The following is a 19,810-nucleotide window of genomic DNA, read 5'->3' as shown; positions in this document are numbered from 1 at the left end:
CCGAAAGGCAAGCCATGCTGCGCATGCACAACCTGAGCAAAGTCTACCGCACCCAGATGATCGAAACGCACGCCCTGCGCGGCTTCGATATCGAGGTGCGCGCCGGCGAATTCGTCACCGTCACCGGGCCGTCCGGCTCGGGCAAGACCAGCTTCCTCAACATCGCCGGCCTGCTCGAAGAGTTCAGCGACGGCGAATACATCCTCGACGGCGTCAACGTCAACGGCATGGACGACAACGCCCGTTCGCGCCTGCGCAACGAAAAGCTCGGCTTCATCTTCCAGGGCTTCAACCTGATCCCCGACCTGTCCCTGTTCGACAACGTCGACGTGCCGCTGCGCTACCGCGGCTTCAACCGCGCCGAACGCAAGGAGCGCATCGAGGACGCGCTGGCCAAGGTCGGCCTGGCCTCGCGCATGCGGCACTACCCGGCCGAGCTGTCGGGCGGCCAGCAACAGCGCGTGGCGATCGCCCGCGCGCTGGCCGGCTCGCCCAAGCTGCTGCTGGCCGACGAGCCGACCGGCAACCTCGACACCCAAATGGCGCGCGGCGTGATGGAACTGCTCGAACAAATCAACGCCCAGGGCACCACCATCCTGATGGTCACCCACGATCCCGAGCTGGCCGTGCGCTCGCAGCGCAACGTGCACATCATCGACGGCCAGGTGTCCGACCTGGCGCGGCGCGGCGCCTCGCTGTTCGACGGCCAGTCGAACCTCCACACGGCATAAGGGGCGGCGATGTTCCTCTACTACTTCCAACTCGGCCTGCGCAGCCTGCGGCGCAACCCGGCGCTGACCGCGCTGATGGTGCTGACGCTGGCCATCGGCGTGGCCGCCAGCGTGGCCACCCTGACCGTGCTGCACGTGATGGGCGGCGACCCGATCCCGCACAAGAGCGCGCGCCTGCTGGTGCCGCTGGTCGACAACGGCCCGGCGCAGGGCTACACGCCGGGCGGCGACCCGCGACAAACGGACCGCCAGCTCAGCTACCGCGACGCCAGCAACTTCCTGCGCAGCGGCCAGGGCGAGCGGCGCACCGCGATCATGGGCGTGGCGGCGGCGCTGGCGCCGGCGCGGCCCGACCTGGCCGCCTTCGCCGTCTACGGCCTGGCGCCGACCAGCGACTTCTTCGCCATGTTCGAAGCGCCGTTCCGTTACGGCCAGGGCTGGAGCCCGGCCGACGACGCCGCCGGCGCCGACGTCGTCGTGCTCAGCCGCGCGCTGGCCGAGAAGCTGTACGGCAGCGCCAACCCGGTCGGCCAGCGCCTCGACCTGATGGGCTTCCAGTTCCAGGTCAGCGGCGTGCTCGAAAGCTGGAAAGTGGTGCCGCGCTTCCACCGCATCGTCGGCGGCCGCAGCGCCTTCGGCGACGAGGAGGAATTCTTCGTCCCCTTCGCCAGCATGCTGCGCCACCAGAGCGAGCACCACGGCAGCACCAACTGCAAGGACCAGCCCAGTCCCGGCTACCAGGGCCTGCTCGACTCGGAGTGCACCTGGATCCAGTTCTGGTTCGAGAGCGCGGCCGGCGGGCGCGCCGCGCTGCAGAGCTATCTGGACAACTACGCGACCGAGCAGCGCCGCCTGGGCCGGCTGCAACGCAACGCGCCGAACCGTCTGTACAACGTGACGGAATGGCTGGAGTTCCTCAAGGTGGTCGGCAACGACAACCGGCTGAGCGCTTGGCTGGCCTTCGGCTTCCTGCTGCTATGCCTGGTCAACGCCATCGGCCTGCTGCTGGCCAAATTCTCCGTGCGCGCCGCCGAAGTCGGCATCCGCCGCGCGCTGGGCGCCTCGCGCCGCGAGATCTTCCGCCAGTTCCTCATCGAGACCAGCGTGGTCGGCCTGGCCGGCGGCGCGCTCGGCCTGCTGCTGGCCTTCGGCGCGTTGGCGCTGATCGCCCGCCAGTCGAAGGAACTGACCGTGGTGGCCCACATGGACTGGACCATGCTGGCCACCACTTTCGCCCTGGCGGTGGTGGCGGCCGTGCTGGCCGGCCTGCTGCCGACCTGGCGCGCCTGCCAGGTGACGCCGGCGATGCAGCTCAAATCCCAATAAGCCCAATCAGCCCATTACCTCAACGCGAAGACAAACCCATGGAAATCCGACCCATCCTGTCAGCCTTGCTGCGCTCGAAGACCGGCGCCATTTTGGTCGCCGTGCAGGTGGCGCTCAGCCTGGCCATCCTGGCCAACGCCCTGCACATCGTCAGCGTGCGCCAGGCGGTGGCGGCGCGGCCCAGCGGCGTGGCCGCCGAGGCCGACGTGTTCTCGCTGCAGATCCGCCACCTCAAGGCCGGCAGCCACCAGCAGCAACTGGCCGAGCAAAAGAGCGAGGCGGCCACGCTGCGCGCCGTGCCCGGCGTGCTGTCGCTGGCCAACGTCAGCCAGATGCCGCTGACCCGCTCGGGCAGTTACACCAGCATCGCCGCCACGCGCGAGCAGGAGCAGAACAACGGCTCGGCGGCGCTGTACAGCACGCCCGACAGCCTGCTCAAGACCTGGGGCCTGCAACTGCGCGAGGGGCGCGACTTCGCGCCGCAGGACGTGGTCGAGGTCGACCAGGACACCAGCGAGGAGTTCGCCAAGGTGGTCATCGTCACGCACGCGCTGGCGCAACGGCTGTGGCCCGACAGCGCCAGCGCGCTGGGCAAGACGCTGTACTTCGGCACCGGCGCCAAGGCCAGCGCCAGCGAGGTGGTCGGCGTGGTCGAGCGGCTGCAAACGCCGGGCGCCCAGCTCAAGGGCGACGGCGAGATCTGCGTCATCGCACCGATCCGCTACACCGGCGGCACCGACAGCAACTTCACCCTGCGCGCCGAGCCGGGCCAGCTGGAGCGCAGCATGCGGGCGGCCGAGGCGGCGGCCCGCGCGGCGGCGGCGCCGACGCCGGTGATCGTGCGCATGAAAAGCCTGGCCGACGTCCGCGCCGACCGCTACCGCGCCGACCGCGGCCTGTCCGGCATGCTGGTCGCCGTCAGCGCCCTGCTGCTGCTGGTCACCGCCAGCGGCATCGTCGGCATGGCCAGCCTGTGGGTGACGCAGCGGCGCAAGCAGATCGGCGTGCGCCGCGCGTTGGGCGCGCGCCGCGTCGACATCCTGCGCTACTTCCTGATCGAGAACGTGATGATCACCAGCGTCGGCGTGGCCGCCGGCGTGCTGCTCGGTCTGGCGCTGAACCAGCTGCTGGTGAGCCAGCTGGAGATGGCGCGCCTGCCGGCCGGCTACCTGGCGGCCGGCGCCGGCGTGTTCTGGCTGCTCGGCCTGGGCGCCGTCTACGGCCCGGCCTGGCGCGCCGCCTCCACCTCGCCGGCGCTGGCCACCCGCAGCGCCTGAGCCCCCAAGCCCCGCAAGCCCCGGGGGAAATCACCAGACCGTTCGCGGTCCGGCAATGTTATTCTAAGCGCATGCCTACCGTACTCATTATCGACGACAACGCCGCCGTCGCCATCGCCCTCGAGGTGCTGTTCTCGCTGCACGACATCGAGGCGCTGCGCGCCGCTTCGCCGGCCGAGGGCCTGGCCCTGCTGCGGCGCCACGAGGTCGACCTGGTGATCCAGGACATGAACTTTTCGGCCGACACCACCTCGGGCGACGAGGGCCGCGCCCTGTTCCACGCCATCCGCGCCGGCCATCCCGAGCTGCCGGTGATCCTGCTGACCGCCTGGACCCAGCTCGACGCCGCCGTCGAACTGGTGCGCTCGGGCGCCGCCGACTACCTGGCCAAGCCGTGGGACGACCACCGCCTGATCGCCAGCGTGCACAACCTGATCGAGCTGGGCCAGGCCAAGCGCGCGCTCGGCCAGCGCCTGCGCAGCGAGGCGCGCCAGCGCCACGACCTCGAGCGCGACTTCGACCTGCGCGGCATGGTCTGGCGCGACGCCGCCACCGAGCGGGTGATCCACCTGGCCTGCCAGGTGGCGCGGGCCGACGTGCCGGTGCTGATCTGCGGGCCGAACGGCAGCGGCAAGGAGGGCATCGCCGCCATCCTGCAGGCCAACTCGGCGGTGCGCGACGGCCCCTTCGTGGTGCTCAACTGCGGCGCCCTGCCAGCCGAGCTGATCGAGGCCGAACTGTTCGGCGCCGAGGCCGGCGCCTACACCGGCGCCTCGCGCGCCCGCGAGGGCAAGTTCGAGGCGGCCGACGGCGGCACCCTGTTCCTCGACGAGATCGGCAACCTGCCGCTGGCCGGCCAGATGAAGCTGCTGCGCGTGCTCGAAACCGGCCGCTTCGAGCGGCTCGGCTCGAACAAGGAGCGCCAGGTCAAGGTGCGCGTGGTCAGCGCCACCAACGCCGACCTGCCGGCGATGATACGCGCCGGCAGCTTCCGCGAGGACCTGTTCTACCGCCTCAACGTCATCGAGCTGCGCCTGCCGCCGCTGGCGGCGCGCCCGGCCGACATCCTGCCGCTGGCGGTCCACTTTCTCGGCGCCGGCAAGCGCCTGCACGCCGGCGCCGAGGCGGCCCTGCTGGCCCACCCGTGGCCGGGCAATGTGCGCGAGCTGAAGAACGTGATGGCGCGCGCCGGCCTGCTGGCCGGCGGCGCGCTGATTTGCGCCGCCGACCTCGGCCTGCCGCCCTCGCCGGCCACGGCGGCGGCGGCCGCCGCCGAGGCCGAACCGGACCGCGACGCCATCGGCCTGGCGCTGCGCCGCGCCGGCGGCGTGGTGGCGCAGGCCGCCGCCGAGCTGGGCCTGTCGCGCCAGGCGCTGTACCGCCGCATGGAGCGGCTCGGCATCGCCCGCCCCTGATGGCCGCCGGCACGGACCGCCAGCAGAAAGGCATCCGCCTCTCGCTGCTGACGCGCTGGACGGCGCTGGTCGGCACCTTGCTGACCCTGGGCATCCTGATCGCGCTGGCGCTGACCCGCCTGCTGCCGCTGCGGCCCGGCCTGGTGCTGGCGCTGTGCCTGCTGTGCGTGCTGCCGCTCGCCGTCATCACCATCCGCGCCCAGCTGGCGCCCATCCTGTCGCTGTTCCGCGCCCTGACCGGCACCGTCACCAGCTACCAGGACGGCGACTTTTCGTTCAGCCTGTACTGGCCGCAGAACGACGAGCTGAGCGACCTGGTGGCGGCCCACAACGCGCTCGGCGCCGTGCTGCGCCAGCAGCGCCTGGAGCTGGTGCAGCGCGAGCTGCTGCTCGACACCATGGTGCAGAACACGCCGGTGGCGATGCTGCTGGTCAGCGAGGGCGGCCCGGTGGTGTACGCCAACGTCGCCGCCCGCCAGTTGCTCAACCAGGGCCGCAAACTTGAGGGCCACCGCCTCGACGCCGTGCTGGCGATGGCCGCGCCGGCCCTCAGCGAGGCGCTGGCGCGCGGCGGCGACGGCCTGTTCTCCACCGGCGCCGGGGCCGGCGACGACGCCGAGGAGGAGGTCTTCCACCTGGCCCGGCGCAGCTTCAACCTGAACGGCCGCAAGCACGAGCTGCTGCTGCTGCGCCAGCTGACCCTGGAGCTGCGCCGGCAGGAGGTGCAGACTTGGAAGAAGGTGATCCGCGTCATCAGCCACGAGCTGAACAACTCGCTCGCCCCGCTCACCTCGCTGGCCCACTCCGGCGCCGAGCTGGTGCGCCGTGGCCAGACCGAGCGGCTGCCGCAAATCCTCGCCACCATCGAGGAGCGCACCCGCCACCTGGAAAGTTTCATCCTCGGCTACGCCCGCTTCGCCAAGCTGCCGACGCCACGCCCGGAATGGCAGGACTGGGGCGCCTTCATCGGCCACCTGGCGGCCCAGGCCGAGTTCGAGCTGGCCGCCGCCCCGCCGGCCGAGCCGGCCGCCTTCGACGCCGCCCAGCTCGAACAGGCCCTGCTCAACCTGCTCAAGAACGCCCACGAGTCGGGCTCGCCGGCCGGCGCCGTGCGCCTCGCCGTGCGCCGCCTGCAGGACGGCCTGCGCATCGAGGTGCAGGACCGCGGCCCGGGCATGAGCGAGACGGTGCTGACCAACGCGCTGGTGCCGTTCTACTCGACCAAGCGCAGCGGCACCGGCCTGGGCCTGGCGCTGGCGCGCGAGATCGCCGAGGCGCACGGCGGCCGCATCACCCTGGCCAACCGCGACGGCGGCGGCCTGACGGTGGCGCTGATCCTGCCGTTGTCGGTTTCCTGCAACTAGGCATGGAATTATTCTTTCGACATTTTATTGCCTAATTTGACAACAAGCATTGTCGTTCAAGCAATTATCGCTACGGTTCAGCCCGTGTCTTAGCGACAAGCTATTTCCATGTCGCTATCGATTTGAAAATAGCGAATTGACATGCATTTTCCTCCGGCGTAACTTGGAATCCGGCACTGAGCTTTCAGTGTTGGGCAACACTCTCACGGGGATAAAAATGAAACTAAAATCATTACTCTTGGCCGCCATGTTGGCGGCACCTGTCGCCACCGTTATGGCGGAAAACCTGACACCGACCGTACCCTTGGTCGGCGCGCCACCGTCGCAGAGCGCCGGCTTCGGCCTGACGCACGTGTTCTCGGGTGAGTTCTGGGACGTGATCACCTTCACCCCCGGCGTCGGCCCCTCGACGGTCGATGCCAGCCTGGTGACGATAGGCGCCAACACCACCAACATCGACCTGTGGCAGGCCTGGATCGGCATCACCCCGCTGACCCTGGTCTCGCTGTTCGGCGGCACCTATGAGTTTGGCGGCGTGCTGGGCGCCGGCGAGTCCGGCCTGCTGCAGCTGACCGTGCACGGCTGGGCCGGCAACCCGTCGATGCATGCCGACATGCCGGTCACGGCCTCGTATGGCGGCACCATCAACGTGACGGCCGTGCCCGAACCGGAAACCTACGGCATGATGCTCGGCGGCCTGGGCGTGCTGGCCTTCCTGGCGCGGCGCCGCCAAACCTCCTAGACGCGCCACCCGGCGCTTGACCCCAAAGACGCTCCGGCGTCTTTTTTTTTGCGCCGCCGGGCCGGCTGGTAAACTACGCCCATGCCCAAGAAATCCACCTCCTCCGCCGCCGCGCCGGCCAGCGCCGCGCGCTACGACCAGCCGGGCCACCCGCCGGCCACCACCACCCAGTTCCAGGGCGTGCGCTTCCTCCACCTGGGCACCTCCTGGGTCCAGGGCGCGATGCGCCTGGCCAAGCCGGACGCCATCGAACTCGAATACGTGCAGATGATGATGATGTGGTTGTTGTTCCAGGAGCGCCCGCGCCACGTCGTCCAGCTCGGCCTGGGCAGCGCCGCGCTGACCAAGTTCTGCTACCACCGCCTGCCCGAGACGCGGGTCACCGCCGTCGAGCTCAACCCCAACGTGATCGAGATCTGCCGCGCCCAGTTCGGCCTGCCGCCCAACGATGCCCGCCTCGACGTGCGCGAAATGAACGCCATGGATTTCGTGCTCGACCCGGCCAACCACGGCAGCGTCGACGTGCTGCAGGTCGACCTGTACGACGAGGAGGCGCGCGGCCCGGTGCTCGACTCGCCCGAGTTCTACCAGGCCTGCCACGACTGCCTGAGCGCCGACGGCGTCATGACCACCAATGTGTTCGGCGACTTCCCCAACTATGACAAGAACCTGCAGGCGATGGAGCAGGTGTTCGACGCCGTCGTCTGGCTGCCCGAGGTGCACGACGCCAACATCGTCGTGCTCGCCTTCAAGCACTCGCCGCTGCTCGACTTCAGCCTGTTGTACGAGCGCGCCGGCGCCATCAAGACGCGCATGAACCTGCCCGCCAAGTCCTGGGTCAACGGACTGAAGTCGTGGATGCTGGACCAGCAATAGCGCCGGCCAAGCAGCGCCAACCACGGCCAGCAACGGCCAGCAACGGCCAAAATCGGCCAACCGCGGCCAAGCACCGACCGGGCCAATTTCGGCCGGCGCCGGGGCGCGCCGGCCGCGTCTGAACCGGCGGCAACGCCTGTTGCCGCGCTCACAACACTAGCATAAATGCACCCTGTCGCCGCCGCCAAGCGGCCTCTGCTTTCCGGCCGGCGGTCGATCAGAGTAAGGGATTTCCCCGCATAAAGCACGCAATATTGCATCCGGTGCACATAATGCAACACTGTGGTACGAAGCCGGCGCAAAGCCCTTTGCCGGCACCATTTGTGCACTGTAGTATTTTCTCGGCGGCGAGTCACCCTTGCCCGTTCAGCGTCAAAGCCGGTCACCCATTGGCTGCATGTTCAGATAAAAACCATACGAGAGAATGACACATGACTACAGCACACCGCAGCACCGCTTCCCTGCAACGCCTCCCCTTCCGCCGCACCCTGATCGCTTCCGCCCTGCTGCTCGCCGCCGGCCACAGCTGGGCGCAGAGCGCCGCCGACAGCGCCCCCGCCGAACAAACCGTCGTCGTGCTGGGTTCGCGCTCGGTGGCCAAGACCGCGCTCGACACCTCGGCCCCGGTCGGCCTGATCAGCCTGAAGGACATGCAAACCGCCGGACCGCTGGAACTGGGCAAGCTGCTGCAGACGCTGGACCCGTCGTTCAACTTCTCGACCACTTTCATCAGCGACGGCTCGGACATCATCCGTCCCGCCACGCTGCGCTCGCTCGGCCCCGACCAGGTGCTGGTGCTGGTCAACGGCAAGCGCCGCCACCAGCAGGCGCTGGTCAATGTGCAGCAAACCATCGGACGCGGCTCGGCCGGCACCGACATCAATGCCATTCCGCTGGCCGCGATCCACCACATCGAGGTGCTGCGCGACGGCGCCGCCGCCCAATACGGCTCCGACGCCATCGCCGGCGTGATCAACATCGTGCTCAAGTCGCAGGTCAAGGAGACCACCCTGAGCGGCACCGTCGGCACCACCTCCGAAGGCGACGGCGACACCTATGCCGGCAGCGCCAACACCGGCTTCGCCCTGGGCGAGGACGGCGGCTTCATCAACCTGACCGTCGAAGCGCGCAAGCGCGGCGAGACCAACCGCGCCGGCCCTGATTCGCTGCGCGTGACCGGCGCGCCCCGCGTCACCCAGCACATCGGCGATAGCAACGCCAAGGACGCCTACCTGTGGTGGAACGCCGCGCTGCCGATCGACAAGGCCAGCGAGTTCTACGCCTTCGGCGGCGTGTCGCGCCGCAAGGGCGACGCCTACGGCTTCTACCGCTCGCAGGGCGACGGCCGCACCGTGCCGTCCGAAACCAGCGGCGACGGCTACCTGCCCAACATCCACACCACCGTCAAGGATGCCTCGTTCGCCTTCGGCTACCGGCGCGACCTGGCCAACGACTGGAAGCTCGACGTCAGCGTCAACCACGGCGAGAGCGAGTTGGACTTCCACGAAAGCAACTCGATCAACGTCAGCTACTGGTACGAGCCAAAAGCCGGCGCGCCGGGCGGCATCTACGGCGAATCGCCGCGCGAAGCCGACACCGGCAAGCTCAAATTCACCCAGACCACCTTCAACGCCGACATCAAGGGACCGATCAAGTTCGGCGAGAACAGCAGCCTGTTCCTGGCCTCCGGCTTCGAATACCGCAGCGACAACTTCCAGATCCTGGCGGGCGATCCGGTGTCCTACCAATACGGCCGCACCAACAATCCGCTGATCCCTATCGTCGGCCAGGACGGCAAGACCGCCGCCTCCGGCATCCAGGGCTTCCCGGGCTATACGCCGGGCACCGCCGTCGACGGCGGCCGCCACAACATCGCCTTCTACCTGGACGCCGAACACCGTCCGATCGAAACGCTGCTGCTGGCCGGCGCCGTGCGCTATGAAAAATATTCGGACTTCGGCAGCACCGTCACCGGCAAGCTGAGCGCCCGTTTCGACCCGTCCAAGCAAGTCGGCTTCCGCGGCAGCCTGTCGAGCGGCTTCCGCGCGCCTAGCGTGCAGCAGGAGTTCTACAGCTCGGTGTCGACCAACTTGAACAACGGCGTGCTGACCGAAACCCTGACCGCGCGCCAAGGCAGCGCCGTGACCCAGGCGTTCGGTTTGAAACCGCTGAAAGAGGAAACCTCGACCAGCGCCAGCCTCGGCATGGTGCTGCGCCCGGCCAAGAACATGTCGCTGACGGTCGACGCGTATGAGATCAAGATCAAGGACCGCATCGTGTTCTCCAGCGAAATCGCGCCGGAGGCCGGTGGCGGCCCGATCGCCAACATCCTCAATCCGCTGAAAGTGGGCCAGGCCCAGTTCTTCACCAACGCCGTCGACACCCGCACCCGGGGTCTGGACATCGTGGCGGAACACACCACCCGCCTGCCGGCGTCGACCCTGGTGCTGTCCGGCCAGCTGGGCTTCAACAAGACCGAAGTCACCAAGCGCCACTCGTCGTCGTCGGTGCTGACCGGCGAACAGGTGTTCGACGCCTCGCAAGTGACCCTGATCGAACGCGGCCAGCCACGCAAGCACCACGTGGTGGCGGCCGACTATTCCAGCGGTCCATGGAACCTGAACACCCGCGCCAACTACTATGGCGAAGTGCAGGCGTCGAACTTCAGCCCGCTGCACACCTGGGACGCCAAGTGGTTGGTCGACGCCTCGGTGCGCTACGCCTTCAGCAAGCGCACCTTCCTCAGCGTCGGCGCCAACAACGTGTTCAACACCTTGCCGTCGGAATGGACCAACGGCGGCACGCTCCAGAAGATCGGCTTCACCCGCTGCTGGGAAACCTGCCCGATCGGCGTCAACGGCCGCTCGATGTACATCCGCGCCGACACGGCGTTCTAAGCTGCCGGCGTAACACCGTAGTAGCGTAGTGCCCCCGCGCCGCAGCCTTAACCGCTGCGGCGCGGTCGCTTGGCGCTGTAGGCCGCCAGGTGCAACAGCGTCGCCAACTGCCTGACCAATCCATCCATCCGCTCGGCCGGCACCTGGGCGTAGCCGAGCATCAATCCCCGCCAATCCGAACCGCCCTCGCCGGCATGGCTGCAGTGCGCGCTCAGCGCGTGCGTCACGATGCCCAACTCCAGCGCCTGCGCGGCGATCGTCGTGTCGCACAAGGCCGCGTCGGTGAAGCGCAAGGCCAGGTGCATGCCGGCCGAGCCGCCGTGCACCAGCGCCACCGTCCCCACATGCTCGGTCAGGGCCGCCGCCAGCGCGTCGCGCCGCTGCCGGTACAGCCGCCGCATGCGCCGCAGGTGCAGGGCGAACTGGCCGCTGCGCAGGAACTCGGCCAGCGCCAGCTGCTCGGCGACGCGGCCGCGCGCGGCCGACTGCGCGCGCATCGCCGCCAACGCCGGCGCCAAGCCCTTGGGCACCACCACGAAACCGATGCGCAGCGAGGGGAACATGGTCTTGCTGAAGGTGCCCAGGTAGAGCACCGGCGCGTCCGCCGCCAGTCCCTGCATGGCCGACAGCGGCGGACCGTCGTGGCGGAATTCGCTGTCGTAGTCGTCCTCGATGATCAGCGCGCCGGCCGCGCGCGCCTGCTCGATCAGCGCCAGCCGGCGGCGCAGACTCAGCACGCTGCCGGTCGGATACTGGTGCGACGGTGTGGTGTAGATCAGGCGGGGCGGCCGCCGCGCCCAGTCCTGCGGCGTCGGCGCGATGCCGTCCTGGTCGACGGCGATGGCTTCCACCCGCAGGCCGGCGGCGCGGAAGGCGGCCAGCGCGCCGCCGTAGCCGGGGCACTCCAGCCAGGCCGTGTCGCCATGGTCGGCGAAGGCGCGGGCGCACAGATCCAGACTGCTCTGCGTGCCGTCGGTGATGAACACCTGGCCGGCGTCGCACACCACGCCGCGCGAGGCGCGCAGGTGGTCGGCGATGGCCTCGCGCAGCGCCGCCTCGCCGCACGGCTCGCCGTAGTTCAGCTGCGCCACGCTGAGGCCGCGCCAGGCCCGCTCCAGCATGCGCCGCCACAGCGCCAGCGGAAACAGCTCCAGCGCCGGCACGCCGGGCATGAAGGCCTGCATGCTGTCGCCGATGCCGGACATGGGCCGCAGCTCGCGCGCGCGGCGCGACAACTCGGCGTGCGGCGCCGGCGCCGCCGGCGCGGCGAATTCCGGCGCCAGAGCGGCGACGATGGTGCCGCGCCGGTCGGTGCTGACATAACCCTCGCAGGCCAGTTGCTCGTAGGCGTACAGCACGGTGTTGCGCGCCACGCCCAGTTCGGCGGCGAGGGCGCGGGTCGCCACCAGGCGGCTGCCAGCGCCCAGCGTGCCGCTGCGGATCGCCGCGCGCAGGCATTCGTGCAGCAGGCGCTGGCGCGGCCAGCCGCGCGCGCGGTGCTGTTCGGTGAACGTGGCGATCAAGAGGGCGTAATCCACGGGGCGTGCTCCATTCATGGCTCCAGAAAATGATATAGGCCTGGATCTTTCGACAGAGCCAGCCGGCCATTATATTGCCTGCTTCACCCTTTGTATCCACCCACCTGGACACCACCATGACCGAAGCCGTCGCAGCCGACACCGCAGCACCCGCAGACACCACCACCTTCGCCGGCGCGCCGAGCGAGCGCACCCGCGTCCGCCGCGTCGCCGAGAACGCCCGCTACGACGCCGCCAGCGTGCACGCCATCGTCGACGACGCCTACCTGTGCCACATCGCCTTCAGCGACGACAAGGGCAGCCATTGCATCCCCACCGCCTGCTGGCGCGACGGCGGGCACCTGTATGTGCACGGCTCGAACGGCAGCCGCATGCTGCGCCGCCTGGTCGAGTCGGACATCTGCGTCACCATCACCCACCTCGACGGCCTGGTGATGGCGCGTTCGGCCTTCAACCATTCGATGAACTACCGCTCGGTGATGATCTACGGCCGCTTCGAGAAAGTCACCGACGAGGCGCACAAGCGCCGCACCATGGAGAACTTCATGGACAAGCTGCTGCCGGGCCGCCAGGCCGAGGTCCGCGCCGGCAACGACAAGGAATACGCCGCCACCACGGTGCTGCGCATCGCGCTCGACGAAGCGGCCTGCAAGGTGCGCGCCGGCGCGCCGAACGACGACGCCGAGGACATGGCGTGGCCGGTCTGGGCCGGCGTGCTGCCGTTCGAGCGCAGCCGCCAGGCGCCGTTGACCGATCCGGCCTGCGCGCTGGAAGTACCGGACTACGTGCGGCGCTGGAGCGAAGGCTAACGCCGGCGCGAACGAAATCGGCAAGCGGGGTTGGGGTCGCCGAGTTGAGGCGCCGGCGGCCATAAAACCACCCAAGGGCTAAGAGCCGGGGTCGGACCCCGCGGGTCCGACCCCAGATTGCGCCTGTGGGTTTGCCGACAATCTAGCGCTGCTCGCGCCACCACAGCACCAGCATACAGAGCGCGAACAGTAATGCGAACGGCGCGGCCGGCATGGCTACGCCGTTCATCGTAGCGGCTGTCACCGGCTTCACCTCGCTGCGCGCGGCGTAGCGCGCGGTGGCGTCGCGCCGCAACGCGCGCTGCCAGGCCGGCCAGGCGGCGGCGGCGTAGATGTACTCCATTCCCTCCTGCCCGGCGCTGGCGAATTTCTGCCAGCCGGGCGCGCGCGGCCACAGCGCCACGCAGACCGCATCGGCCTGGTCGGCGCGGGCCTGCCATCTCTGCGTAGCCATCCCCTCCAGTTGCAGCTCTTGTCCCGGCTTGAAGCCCTGCCCGCACAACTCGCTGCGCAGGCCCGGCACGGGCATCGGGTCGGGCAGACGCCAGGCGCTCTTCTGCGTCGCCGGCAGCGCCGTCTGGTCGAGCAGCTGCTGCCACCACAGCGCCAGCGGCTGCGGTGCGCTGATGACGTAGCGGTGCCAGTCGGCCACACCCAACCACAGCACGCGGCCGCGCTGCCAGTCGCGCTGCCACAACCAGGCTTGCTGTTTGGCGTCGCGCGCCGCCGCCGTCCAGGCGGCGCCGGCCTGCGCGTCCGGGTTCAGGCCGGCCGGCGTCAATGCCAGCGGCGTGCCGTTGATGCTGAACTGGCGCATCTCCTCCTTCTCCGTGGTGGCCGACTGCGCCCGCAAACGCAGACCGAATTCGCGCTGCCACAAGCCGGCGTCGGTCGCGTTCGCGCCCAGCACCAGCAAGCGCGCACCTTGTCCCACCTGGGCCAGCAGGGCGGCGCGCGCGGCGGGATTCAGATGCTCGACATGGGCGGCATCGACCAGCAGCAGATTCGGCGCCGTCATTGGCAGGCGCGCCGTCTCGCCGCGGGCGATGGCCTTGCCCAAGGTGAGCTGCCAATCGAGCACGGCGTCGCCGTCGGCCAGCAATTGGTTCAGCGCGCGGACGTCGAACGACGGCGCGTCGAAGCGCCCCACCACCTGCAGCGGCGCGGCGGCCACCACCTGTAGCGGCACCGGCCCGGCGGCGATGGTCTTGCCGGCGCCGTCGAGCAGGCGCGCCTGCAGCAGCATGGCCTCGGCCAGCGGCGGCAGCCATTGCAGCGACAGCTTGTCGGTGGCGGCGGCGGCGCGCGCCTCGGCCAACAGTTGGCCGTTCTCGGCCAGCAGCTGCAAACGCCAGCCGACTTGCGCCTGGCCGCGCCGCGCGCTGAACTGGAACATGCGGCCGAGCGCCACGCTGCGCGGGAAGTCCAGCCACAGCAGCTCGGCGTCGGCCGCCGGCTTCCATTGCAGCGGACGGGCCGGCAGGTCGCGCCATTGCGCCTCGCGCAGGCCGTCGCCGCGCAGCACGATGGCGCCGGCCTGCGGCACCGCCAACAGCGCCGCCTCGCTGGCGTTGCCGGTGGCGTCGGTGCTCAGTGTGATGTTGGCGGCGACGCCACCCGGCTGGCGCAGGCCGGCCAGCATGGCGGCCAGCGCCAACCCGGCGAGGCCGACCAGTGCCGTCTCGATCCATCGTCGGCGGCGCGCGTAGAACAGCGCGCTGAGCGCGCCGGCGGCCAGCACGGCCAGACTGGTCAGGGTTGCCGTCATGGCTGCTCCTTGCCGCGCCAGGCGCGGCGGAATGGGGTGTCGGCCAGCGGTTGCGCCTGCAGGCGCACGGGCGCCTCGGCCAGCGTGCCGCGCAACCAGGCGCGCAGCACGGCGCGGCAGGCGGCGCAGCCGTCGGCGACGTCCTGCACGGCGCGCTGCGCCGCCAGCTTCTGTTCCTGGTCGGTGATGCGGGCGGCGATGATCTCGCGCGCCGACTTGCTCCACAGCGCGGGCAGCGTGCCGTCGCCGGCCAGCGCCAGCACCAGTTCGCGCACCTCGGCCGGCGCCGGCTCGGCGGCGCCGCCCTGGGCGCGCTTGTAGCTGAGCGCACCGACCATGTCGCCGCTCATGCGCTTCTCTTCCCTCAGCGCGGGCGGCACGAAGGCGGTGCGGTGCAGATACACGCGCTCGGCCTGCTGCAATTCCTTGATCGCCGCCAGCGCCTTGTACTCGGGCGCCAGCGCCGACTTCGGCGTGATGGCGCGCAGCGATTTCTCGGCGTCCCACATCGCCGCCAGCGCGCGCTTGAGCAGCGCCTTGGTGGCCGGGTCGAAGATGGTGGCGTTGTCCTCCTGGTCGTGGGCGTGGCCGAATTCGGCGATGATGGCCGCCTCGGCGCCGCGCTTGGGCGCGCCGTGTTCGGCCGCATGTCCGCCGCCGTGTTCCTGCTCGTGCTCATGCTCGTGCTCATGCTCGTCGCCGAACAGGCTGGACTCCTCGCCGAGGAACATGCCGTAACGGCGCCGCAGCTGCGCCTGGTCGCCGGCGATCGATTCGCTGCGTTCGCGCAGCGTGGCGCGCGGCAGGTTCGGCTTGGCCTGCAGGTCGGCCAGCAACTGCTCGGTGTCCATGATGATCTGGCGCTGGCTGCGCAGGCTCTCCGGCTTGACCATGGACGGCAGCGCCGTCGCATCGAGGCTCTCGGCGGCCGGGCCGGGCAGGCGCAGCGTGTAGGTCGGCGACTGCGTGGTGTGGGCGTGCTCGGGCGCGTTGTCGGTGGCGCGCACGAAGAAGTACAACTCGTCGCCCGGCTCCATGCCCAGCACGGCCAGCGTCCAGCGCTTCTGCCAGTGGCGCAGCTTGGGATCGGCCGACTCCGGCAGCGGCACCTCGCGGTCGCTGAAGCGGATGTTCTCGCCGCTGCCGCGCGCCAGCGTCATATGCAGGCTGGCGCGGACGATGGCATAGTCGTCGCGCGCGCTCAGCTCCAACTGCACGCCGCCGGCGTCGGCCGGCAGCACGGTGATCAATTCGTTCGGCGCCACCACGCTGACCTGCGGCGCCTGGTCGGGCCGCACGCGCACGTTGTAGCGCGTGCCGGCCTTGCCCCGGGCGCGCCAGAAAATCGACTCGCCGGCGCGCCAGCGCGCGCAGTCGGCGCCGACCGGCAGCGCCTGGCCGTCGCTCAGCTCCACCACCGGCTGCGCGCCGCCGGCGTTCCTGACGCACCAGCGCACGTCGGCGTACTGCGGCACCTCGATGTCGCGTGCGGCCGTCTCGAAGGCGGCCACGCCGGTGTAGGCCGGCGGCGCGACGCGCAGGTAGATCTCGCCGTCGACGATGGCGCGCGCGGCCGGTGCGGCGGCATGGCCGCCGGCGGCGCCAGTCAGCTGGCGTTGCTGCCAGCCCCAGGCGGCGCCGGCCACGGCCAAGGCCAGCAACATGGGTAGCCACGCCGACAGCGCGGCGACGGGCGCGCGCAAGCGGGCGATGGCGCGGTATTCGTCCGGTCCCAAGGTTGCGGCCAGGCGGGTGCGCAGGCGTTCTTGTTGCAGGCGGGCGATCGGTGTCTCGGCCGCGCCGGCCAGCAGCGCGCTGCTGTCCTCCAGCGCGGGCACGGCGGCGTCCAGCCAGGCGGCCCACTGCGCGCCGACACGGCGCTGCCAGCGCGCCAGATCCCACAGCAACCAGACAGCCCACAGCGGCGGCGCGGCCAGCGTGTAGGGGCGCGCGGCGGGCAGGCACAGCGCGCAGGCCAGCAGCGGCAGCAGCGTGGCCAGCCACAGCGGCGCGCGGCGGCGCAGCACGGCGCGGCGCAAGCGGCCGCGCAGGAGATCAGCGGCGTCGCGCATGGGTGAATATCCGTTCCAGTGAAAACAAGGCCAGCAACAACCAGCCGAGCCAGGCGGCGGGGTTGGCCTCGACCGGAACGCCGAGGCCGCGTTCGGCGGCGAAGGCCTGCGCCGGCGCCGGGTACTCCGGCGCGGCGCGGTCCAAGGCATGCAAGGTGGCGAAGATGGCGCGCGCCGTCTCGGCGTCGCGCGCCGGCCAGGCGTCCGAGGCCCACAAGCGGCCGCGCGCGCTGTCGGCGTAGCGCAGCGTGATGCCGTTGATCTCCAACGCCGGGGCGCCGGCCAGCTCGGGCGGTGTCGGACCGGCGCCGAACCACCACAGCGGCGCGTGCCAGCCCTGCGGCGGCAACTGCGGCCGGTCCCAGACGATCAATTCGGTGGCGGCGTCGGGTTCTTCGGTCAGCACATAGTGGCCGTCCGCGCCGGCGTTGAAGGCGGCGAACAGCGCCTGCCAGGCCGGCGCGTGCGCCGCCGTGGTGGCCAGCGCGACACGATGCTCGACCACGGCGACGGCCGGCGCGCCGGAAGTCGATGCGGCGGGCGAAGCGACTGCATCGGCCCGGGCCGCGACATCCGGCGACACGATTGCCGATGTCGGCTTCAGCTCCAGTCGGACCGCGTGGCCGAAGCGCGGCAGGCGCGCCGGCATGGCGACTTGACCGACGCCGGCCAGCACCAGCACGCGCGCGTCGGCGCGCCATTGGTACTCGTGCTGGCGCAGCCAGGACAGCAGATGCGGCAGCGCCTCGGCGGCGATCTCCTCGCGGCGGGCGGTGCCGAAGCCGGCGGCGGCGATGCGCTGCCCGGCCCAAACCTGGTCGACGCCGCGCGCCAGCAATACGGTATCGCCGCGCCACGGCAGCACGGTGGCGGCCAGCCAGGCGATCAGCGCCAGCAGCAGCAGGCAGCGCAGCAGCAGCAATACCAGCTCGCGCCAACGCCACACGCGCAGTTGTTCGGGCGCGGCGGCCGGCAGGAAGCGCGCGGTGGCCAGCGGCTCGGCCTTCAGGCGCTGGCGCTTTTGCCGGTGCCACCAGATCGGCAGCAGCAGCACGGGCAGTGCCAGCCACCACAACACTTGAGTACTCAACATCTTGCGCGCGCCCCCGCCAGTTGCACCCAACTGCGCAGCACCAGCGCCAGCGGCTGCTCGATGCGCGCCTCGCAGCGCACGATGTCGTGCTGGCGGCAGCTGGTGGCCATCGCCTCGAAGTGGCTGGCCAGCGCCTGCCGGTAGGCTTCGCGCTCGGCCTGGCCCATGCGGTGCAGGCCGTCGGCCCGCTCCGGATCGCGGTAGCCGGCGCCGGCCTTGAAGCTGGCGTCCACCTCGGCCTGGGTGCGCAGCGCCAGGACGCGCACGTCATGCTGTAGATGGCGCAGACGCAGCAGCGCCTCGCTCAGCGGCGACGGCCACTCCAGGAAATCGCTGGCGGCGAAAATCAGGCTGGGGGCGCGGGCGAAGTGCAGATTGGCGCGCAAGGTCGCCTCGTCCGGCAGCGCGCCCTGCGCCGTGACGCGGGCCAGTTGCGCCAGCACGCGCTGCAACTGGCGCGGTCCGCGCCCGGCCGGGGTGAACTCGACGCGGCCGCCGCCGCACACCACCAGGCCGAAGGCGTCGCCCTGGCGCTGCGCCACGGCGGCCAGGCAGGCCAGCATGGTGCGGGCGTACCACAGCTTGTCGAGCCCCGCCGTCTGGCGGCTAGGCTCGGCCATCGAGGCGCTGGCGTCCAGCCACAGCCAGACGGCGACGTGGCTGTCGCGTTCGGCCTCGCGCACGTAGTAGCGGTCGGCCCGCGCCAGCAGCTTCCAGTCGACCCGGCGCCACTCGTCGCCCGGCGCGTAGGCGCGGTACTCGGAGAACTCGACGCCGGCGCCGCGCTCGCGGCCGGCGTGCATGCCGTGGCCGAGACCGGCCAGCACATGGCGGATGATCAGGTTCAGATCGGTGGCGTGCGCCATCAGGGCCGACGTTTGCAGCATGCCGCCCTTACTCCGGCCGCACGTGTTCGCGCAGCGCCTGCAGGATCTCGGCGATGGCGACACCGTCGGCCTCGGCCTCGAAATTGCGCAGCACGCGGTGCGCCAGCACCGGCAGCAGCATCGCGCCGATGTCGTCGCGGGTGACCGCCAGCCGCCCCTGCATCAGCGCCCTCGCCTTCGCGGCCAGCACCAGCGCCTGGCCGGCGCGCGGGCCGGCGCCCCAGCCGACGTGCTTCTTCACGGCCGCCACCGGCGTGTCGGCCGGCCGGGTGGCGCGCACCAGGCGGGTGGCGTAGCGCAGCAGGTGCTCGCCGATTTGAATGTCGCGCACCAGTTGTTGCAGGCGCAGCAGGGTGGCCACGTCCATCACCGGCTCGGCGTCGGCCAGGCCGACGTGGGTGGTGGCCGAGACCATGGCGATCTCCTCCTCCTCGCTCGGATAGACCACGTCGATGCGCAGCAGGAAGCGGTCCAGCTGCGCCTCCGGCAGCGGATAGGTGCCGGCCTGCTCGATCGGATTTTGCGTCGCCAGCACGAAGAAGGGACGCGGTAGCATGTGCGTCTGGCCGGCGAAGGTGACGCTGCGCTCCTGCATCGCTTCGAGCAGGGCCGACTGGGTCTTCGGCGGCGCGCGGTTGATCTCGTCGGCCAGCAGCACCTGGGTGAACACCGGCCCTTGCTGGAAGCGGAACTCGCGCTTGCGGGTCGCCGTGTCCTCCTCCAGAATCTCGGTGCCGACGATATCGGACGGCATCAGGTCGGGCGTGAACTGGACGCGGCGGAACTGCATGTCGGTGGCCTGCGCCAACGACTTGACCAGCAGCGTCTTGCCCAGCCCGGGCACGCCCTCGACCAGCGCGTGGCCGCCGGCCAGCAAGCAGATGATCAGCGAGTCGATCACGTTCTCCTGGCCGATGATGACCTTGGCCATGCTGGCCTTCAGGCCGGCCACCTTGGCGCACAACGCGCCGATCTCGTCCTCGCTCCAGGCGATGCTCGCGCTATGCGACATGTT

General features: G+C 70.4%; 15 protein-coding genes. 9 read left to right on the top strand and 6 right to left on the bottom strand.

The features are described 5' to 3' along the window. Window positions 1-14: 14 nt before the first annotated feature. The 8 genes from H7U20_RS08335 to H7U20_RS08300 all read left to right on the top strand — a co-directional run bounded on the left by H7U20_RS08335 (window position 15) and on the right by H7U20_RS08300 (window position 10,628). A complete protein-coding gene (locus H7U20_RS08335) occupies window positions 15-731 on the top strand; it encodes an ABC transporter ATP-binding protein (protein ID WP_199519123.1) in 717 nt (238 codons plus the stop codon). Between the two features lie 9 nt (window positions 732-740). Beyond that, a complete protein-coding gene (locus H7U20_RS08330; protein WP_199519122.1) occupies window positions 741-2,057 on the top strand; it encodes an ABC transporter permease in 1,317 nt (438 codons plus the stop codon). Between the two features lie 38 nt (window positions 2,058-2,095). Continuing rightward, on the top strand, window positions 2,096-3,334 hold the full coding sequence (locus H7U20_RS08325; RefSeq protein WP_199519121.1) for an ABC transporter permease: 1,239 nt from the start codon (window positions 2,096-2,098) through the stop codon (window positions 3,332-3,334). Window positions 3,335-3,405: 71 nt separating this feature from the next. Next, the gene (locus H7U20_RS08320) at window positions 3,406-4,749 is read left to right on the top strand and encodes a sigma-54-dependent transcriptional regulator (protein WP_199519120.1); all 1,344 of its coding nucleotides are present in this window, start codon (window positions 3,406-3,408) and stop codon (window positions 4,747-4,749) included. Next, a complete protein-coding gene (locus H7U20_RS08315) occupies window positions 4,749-6,113 on the top strand; it encodes a sensor histidine kinase (RefSeq protein WP_199519119.1) in 1,365 nt (454 codons plus the stop codon). Before H7U20_RS08320 ends, H7U20_RS08315 begins: the two co-directional genes overlap by 1 nt. Window positions 6,114-6,330: 217 nt before the next feature. Beyond that, entirely contained in the window at window positions 6,331-6,855 is a 525-nt protein-coding gene (locus tag H7U20_RS08310) for an FxDxF family PEP-CTERM protein (protein WP_199519118.1), read from the top strand. 81 nt (window positions 6,856-6,936) lie between these two features. Continuing rightward, window positions 6,937-7,731, top strand: coding sequence for a spermine/spermidine synthase domain-containing protein (locus H7U20_RS08305; protein WP_199519117.1), 795 nt, complete (start codon window positions 6,937-6,939; stop codon window positions 7,729-7,731). Between the two features lie 431 nt (window positions 7,732-8,162). Then, complete coding sequence (locus H7U20_RS08300) at window positions 8,163-10,628, top strand: TonB-dependent receptor plug domain-containing protein (protein WP_233410582.1); 2,466 nt, start codon at window positions 8,163-8,165, stop codon at window positions 10,626-10,628. A 47-nt stretch (window positions 10,629-10,675) separates the two neighbouring features. Here H7U20_RS08300 and pdxR read toward each other — a convergent pair whose 3' ends face one another. Beyond that, window positions 10,676-12,166 carry a MocR-like pyridoxine biosynthesis transcription factor PdxR gene (gene pdxR / locus H7U20_RS08295; protein ID WP_199519116.1) on the bottom strand — a complete coding sequence of 497 codons (1,491 nt, stop codon included), beginning with the start codon at window positions 12,164-12,166 and terminating at the stop codon, window positions 10,676-10,678. A 116-nt stretch (window positions 12,167-12,282) separates the two neighbouring features. Between pdxR and H7U20_RS08290 the strand changes: the two genes are divergently transcribed. Beyond that, window positions 12,283-12,975, top strand: coding sequence for a pyridoxamine 5'-phosphate oxidase family protein (locus H7U20_RS08290; protein ID WP_199519115.1), 693 nt, complete (start codon window positions 12,283-12,285; stop codon window positions 12,973-12,975). Between the two features lie 142 nt (window positions 12,976-13,117). Here the strand turns inward: H7U20_RS08290 and H7U20_RS08285 are convergent, their stop codons facing one another. Genes H7U20_RS08285 through H7U20_RS08265 form a run of 5 tightly spaced genes read right to left on the bottom strand, consistent with a single transcriptional unit; the run spans window position 13,118 to window position 19,807 of the window. Then, window positions 13,118-14,743, bottom strand: coding sequence for a hypothetical protein (locus H7U20_RS08285; RefSeq protein WP_199519114.1), 1,626 nt, complete (start codon window positions 14,741-14,743; stop codon window positions 13,118-13,120). Further along, the gene (locus H7U20_RS08280) at window positions 14,740-16,815 is read right to left on the bottom strand and encodes a hypothetical protein (protein ID WP_199519113.1); all 2,076 of its coding nucleotides are present in this window, start codon (window positions 16,813-16,815) and stop codon (window positions 14,740-14,742) included. The genes H7U20_RS08285 and H7U20_RS08280 overlap by 4 nt, the downstream gene beginning before the upstream one ends. Continuing rightward, the gene (locus tag H7U20_RS08275; RefSeq protein WP_199519112.1) at window positions 16,799-17,908 is read right to left on the bottom strand and encodes a hypothetical protein; all 1,110 of its coding nucleotides are present in this window, start codon (window positions 17,906-17,908) and stop codon (window positions 16,799-16,801) included. The genes H7U20_RS08280 and H7U20_RS08275 overlap by 17 nt, the downstream gene beginning before the upstream one ends. Continuing rightward, window positions 17,902-18,795: a DUF58 domain-containing protein gene (locus tag H7U20_RS08270; protein ID WP_233410581.1), complete on the bottom strand. Its 894-nt coding sequence runs from the start codon at window positions 18,793-18,795 to the stop codon at window positions 17,902-17,904. The genes H7U20_RS08275 and H7U20_RS08270 overlap by 7 nt, the downstream gene beginning before the upstream one ends. Window positions 18,796-18,802: 7 nt before the next feature. Beyond that, on the bottom strand, window positions 18,803-19,807 hold the full coding sequence (locus tag H7U20_RS08265; RefSeq protein ID WP_199519111.1) for an AAA family ATPase: 1,005 nt from the start codon (window positions 19,805-19,807) through the stop codon (window positions 18,803-18,805). Window positions 19,808-19,810: the final 3 nt, after the last annotated feature.

The sequence above is a fragment of the Rugamonas violacea genome (assembly GCF_016461825.1).
Lineage (GTDB): Bacteria > Pseudomonadota > Gammaproteobacteria > Burkholderiales > Burkholderiaceae_D > Rugamonas.
Note: the sequence above shows the minus strand (reverse complement) of the source record. Positions and strands in the feature narration are given on the sequence as shown.

Bases quoted from the DNA above. Each gene is read 5' to 3' on its own strand.
- H7U20_RS08335 (WP_199519123.1), top strand. From the start codon at position 15: ATGCTGCGCATGCACAACCTGAGCAAAGTCTACCGCACCCAGATGATC.
- H7U20_RS08330 (WP_199519122.1), top strand. From the start codon at position 741: ATGTTCCTCTACTACTTCCAACTCGGCCTGCGCAGCCTGCGGCGCAAC.
- H7U20_RS08325 (WP_199519121.1), top strand. From the start codon at position 2,096: ATGGAAATCCGACCCATCCTGTCAGCCTTGCTGCGCTCGAAGACCGGC.
- H7U20_RS08320 (WP_199519120.1), top strand. From the start codon at position 3,406: ATGCCTACCGTACTCATTATCGACGACAACGCCGCCGTCGCCATCGCC.
- H7U20_RS08315 (WP_199519119.1), top strand. From the start codon at position 4,749: ATGGCCGCCGGCACGGACCGCCAGCAGAAAGGCATCCGCCTCTCGCTG.
- H7U20_RS08310 (WP_199519118.1), top strand. From the start codon at position 6,331: ATGAAACTAAAATCATTACTCTTGGCCGCCATGTTGGCGGCACCTGTC.
- H7U20_RS08305 (WP_199519117.1), top strand. From the start codon at position 6,937: ATGCCCAAGAAATCCACCTCCTCCGCCGCCGCGCCGGCCAGCGCCGCG.
- H7U20_RS08300 (WP_233410582.1), top strand. From the start codon at position 8,163: ATGACTACAGCACACCGCAGCACCGCTTCCCTGCAACGCCTCCCCTTC.
- H7U20_RS08290 (WP_199519115.1), top strand. From the start codon at position 12,283: ATGACCGAAGCCGTCGCAGCCGACACCGCAGCACCCGCAGACACCACC.
- H7U20_RS08285 (WP_199519114.1), bottom strand. From the start codon at position 14,743: ATGACGGCAACCCTGACCAGTCTGGCCGTGCTGGCCGCCGGCGCGCTC.
- H7U20_RS08280 (WP_199519113.1), bottom strand. From the start codon at position 16,815: ATGCGCGACGCCGCTGATCTCCTGCGCGGCCGCTTGCGCCGCGCCGTG.
- H7U20_RS08275 (WP_199519112.1), bottom strand. From the start codon at position 17,908: ATGTTGAGTACTCAAGTGTTGTGGTGGCTGGCACTGCCCGTGCTGCTG.
- H7U20_RS08270 (WP_233410581.1), bottom strand. From the start codon at position 18,795: ATGCTGCAAACGTCGGCCCTGATGGCGCACGCCACCGATCTGAACCTG.
- H7U20_RS08265 (WP_199519111.1), bottom strand. From the start codon at position 19,807: ATGTCGCATAGCGCGAGCATCGCCTGGAGCGAGGACGAGATCGGCGCG.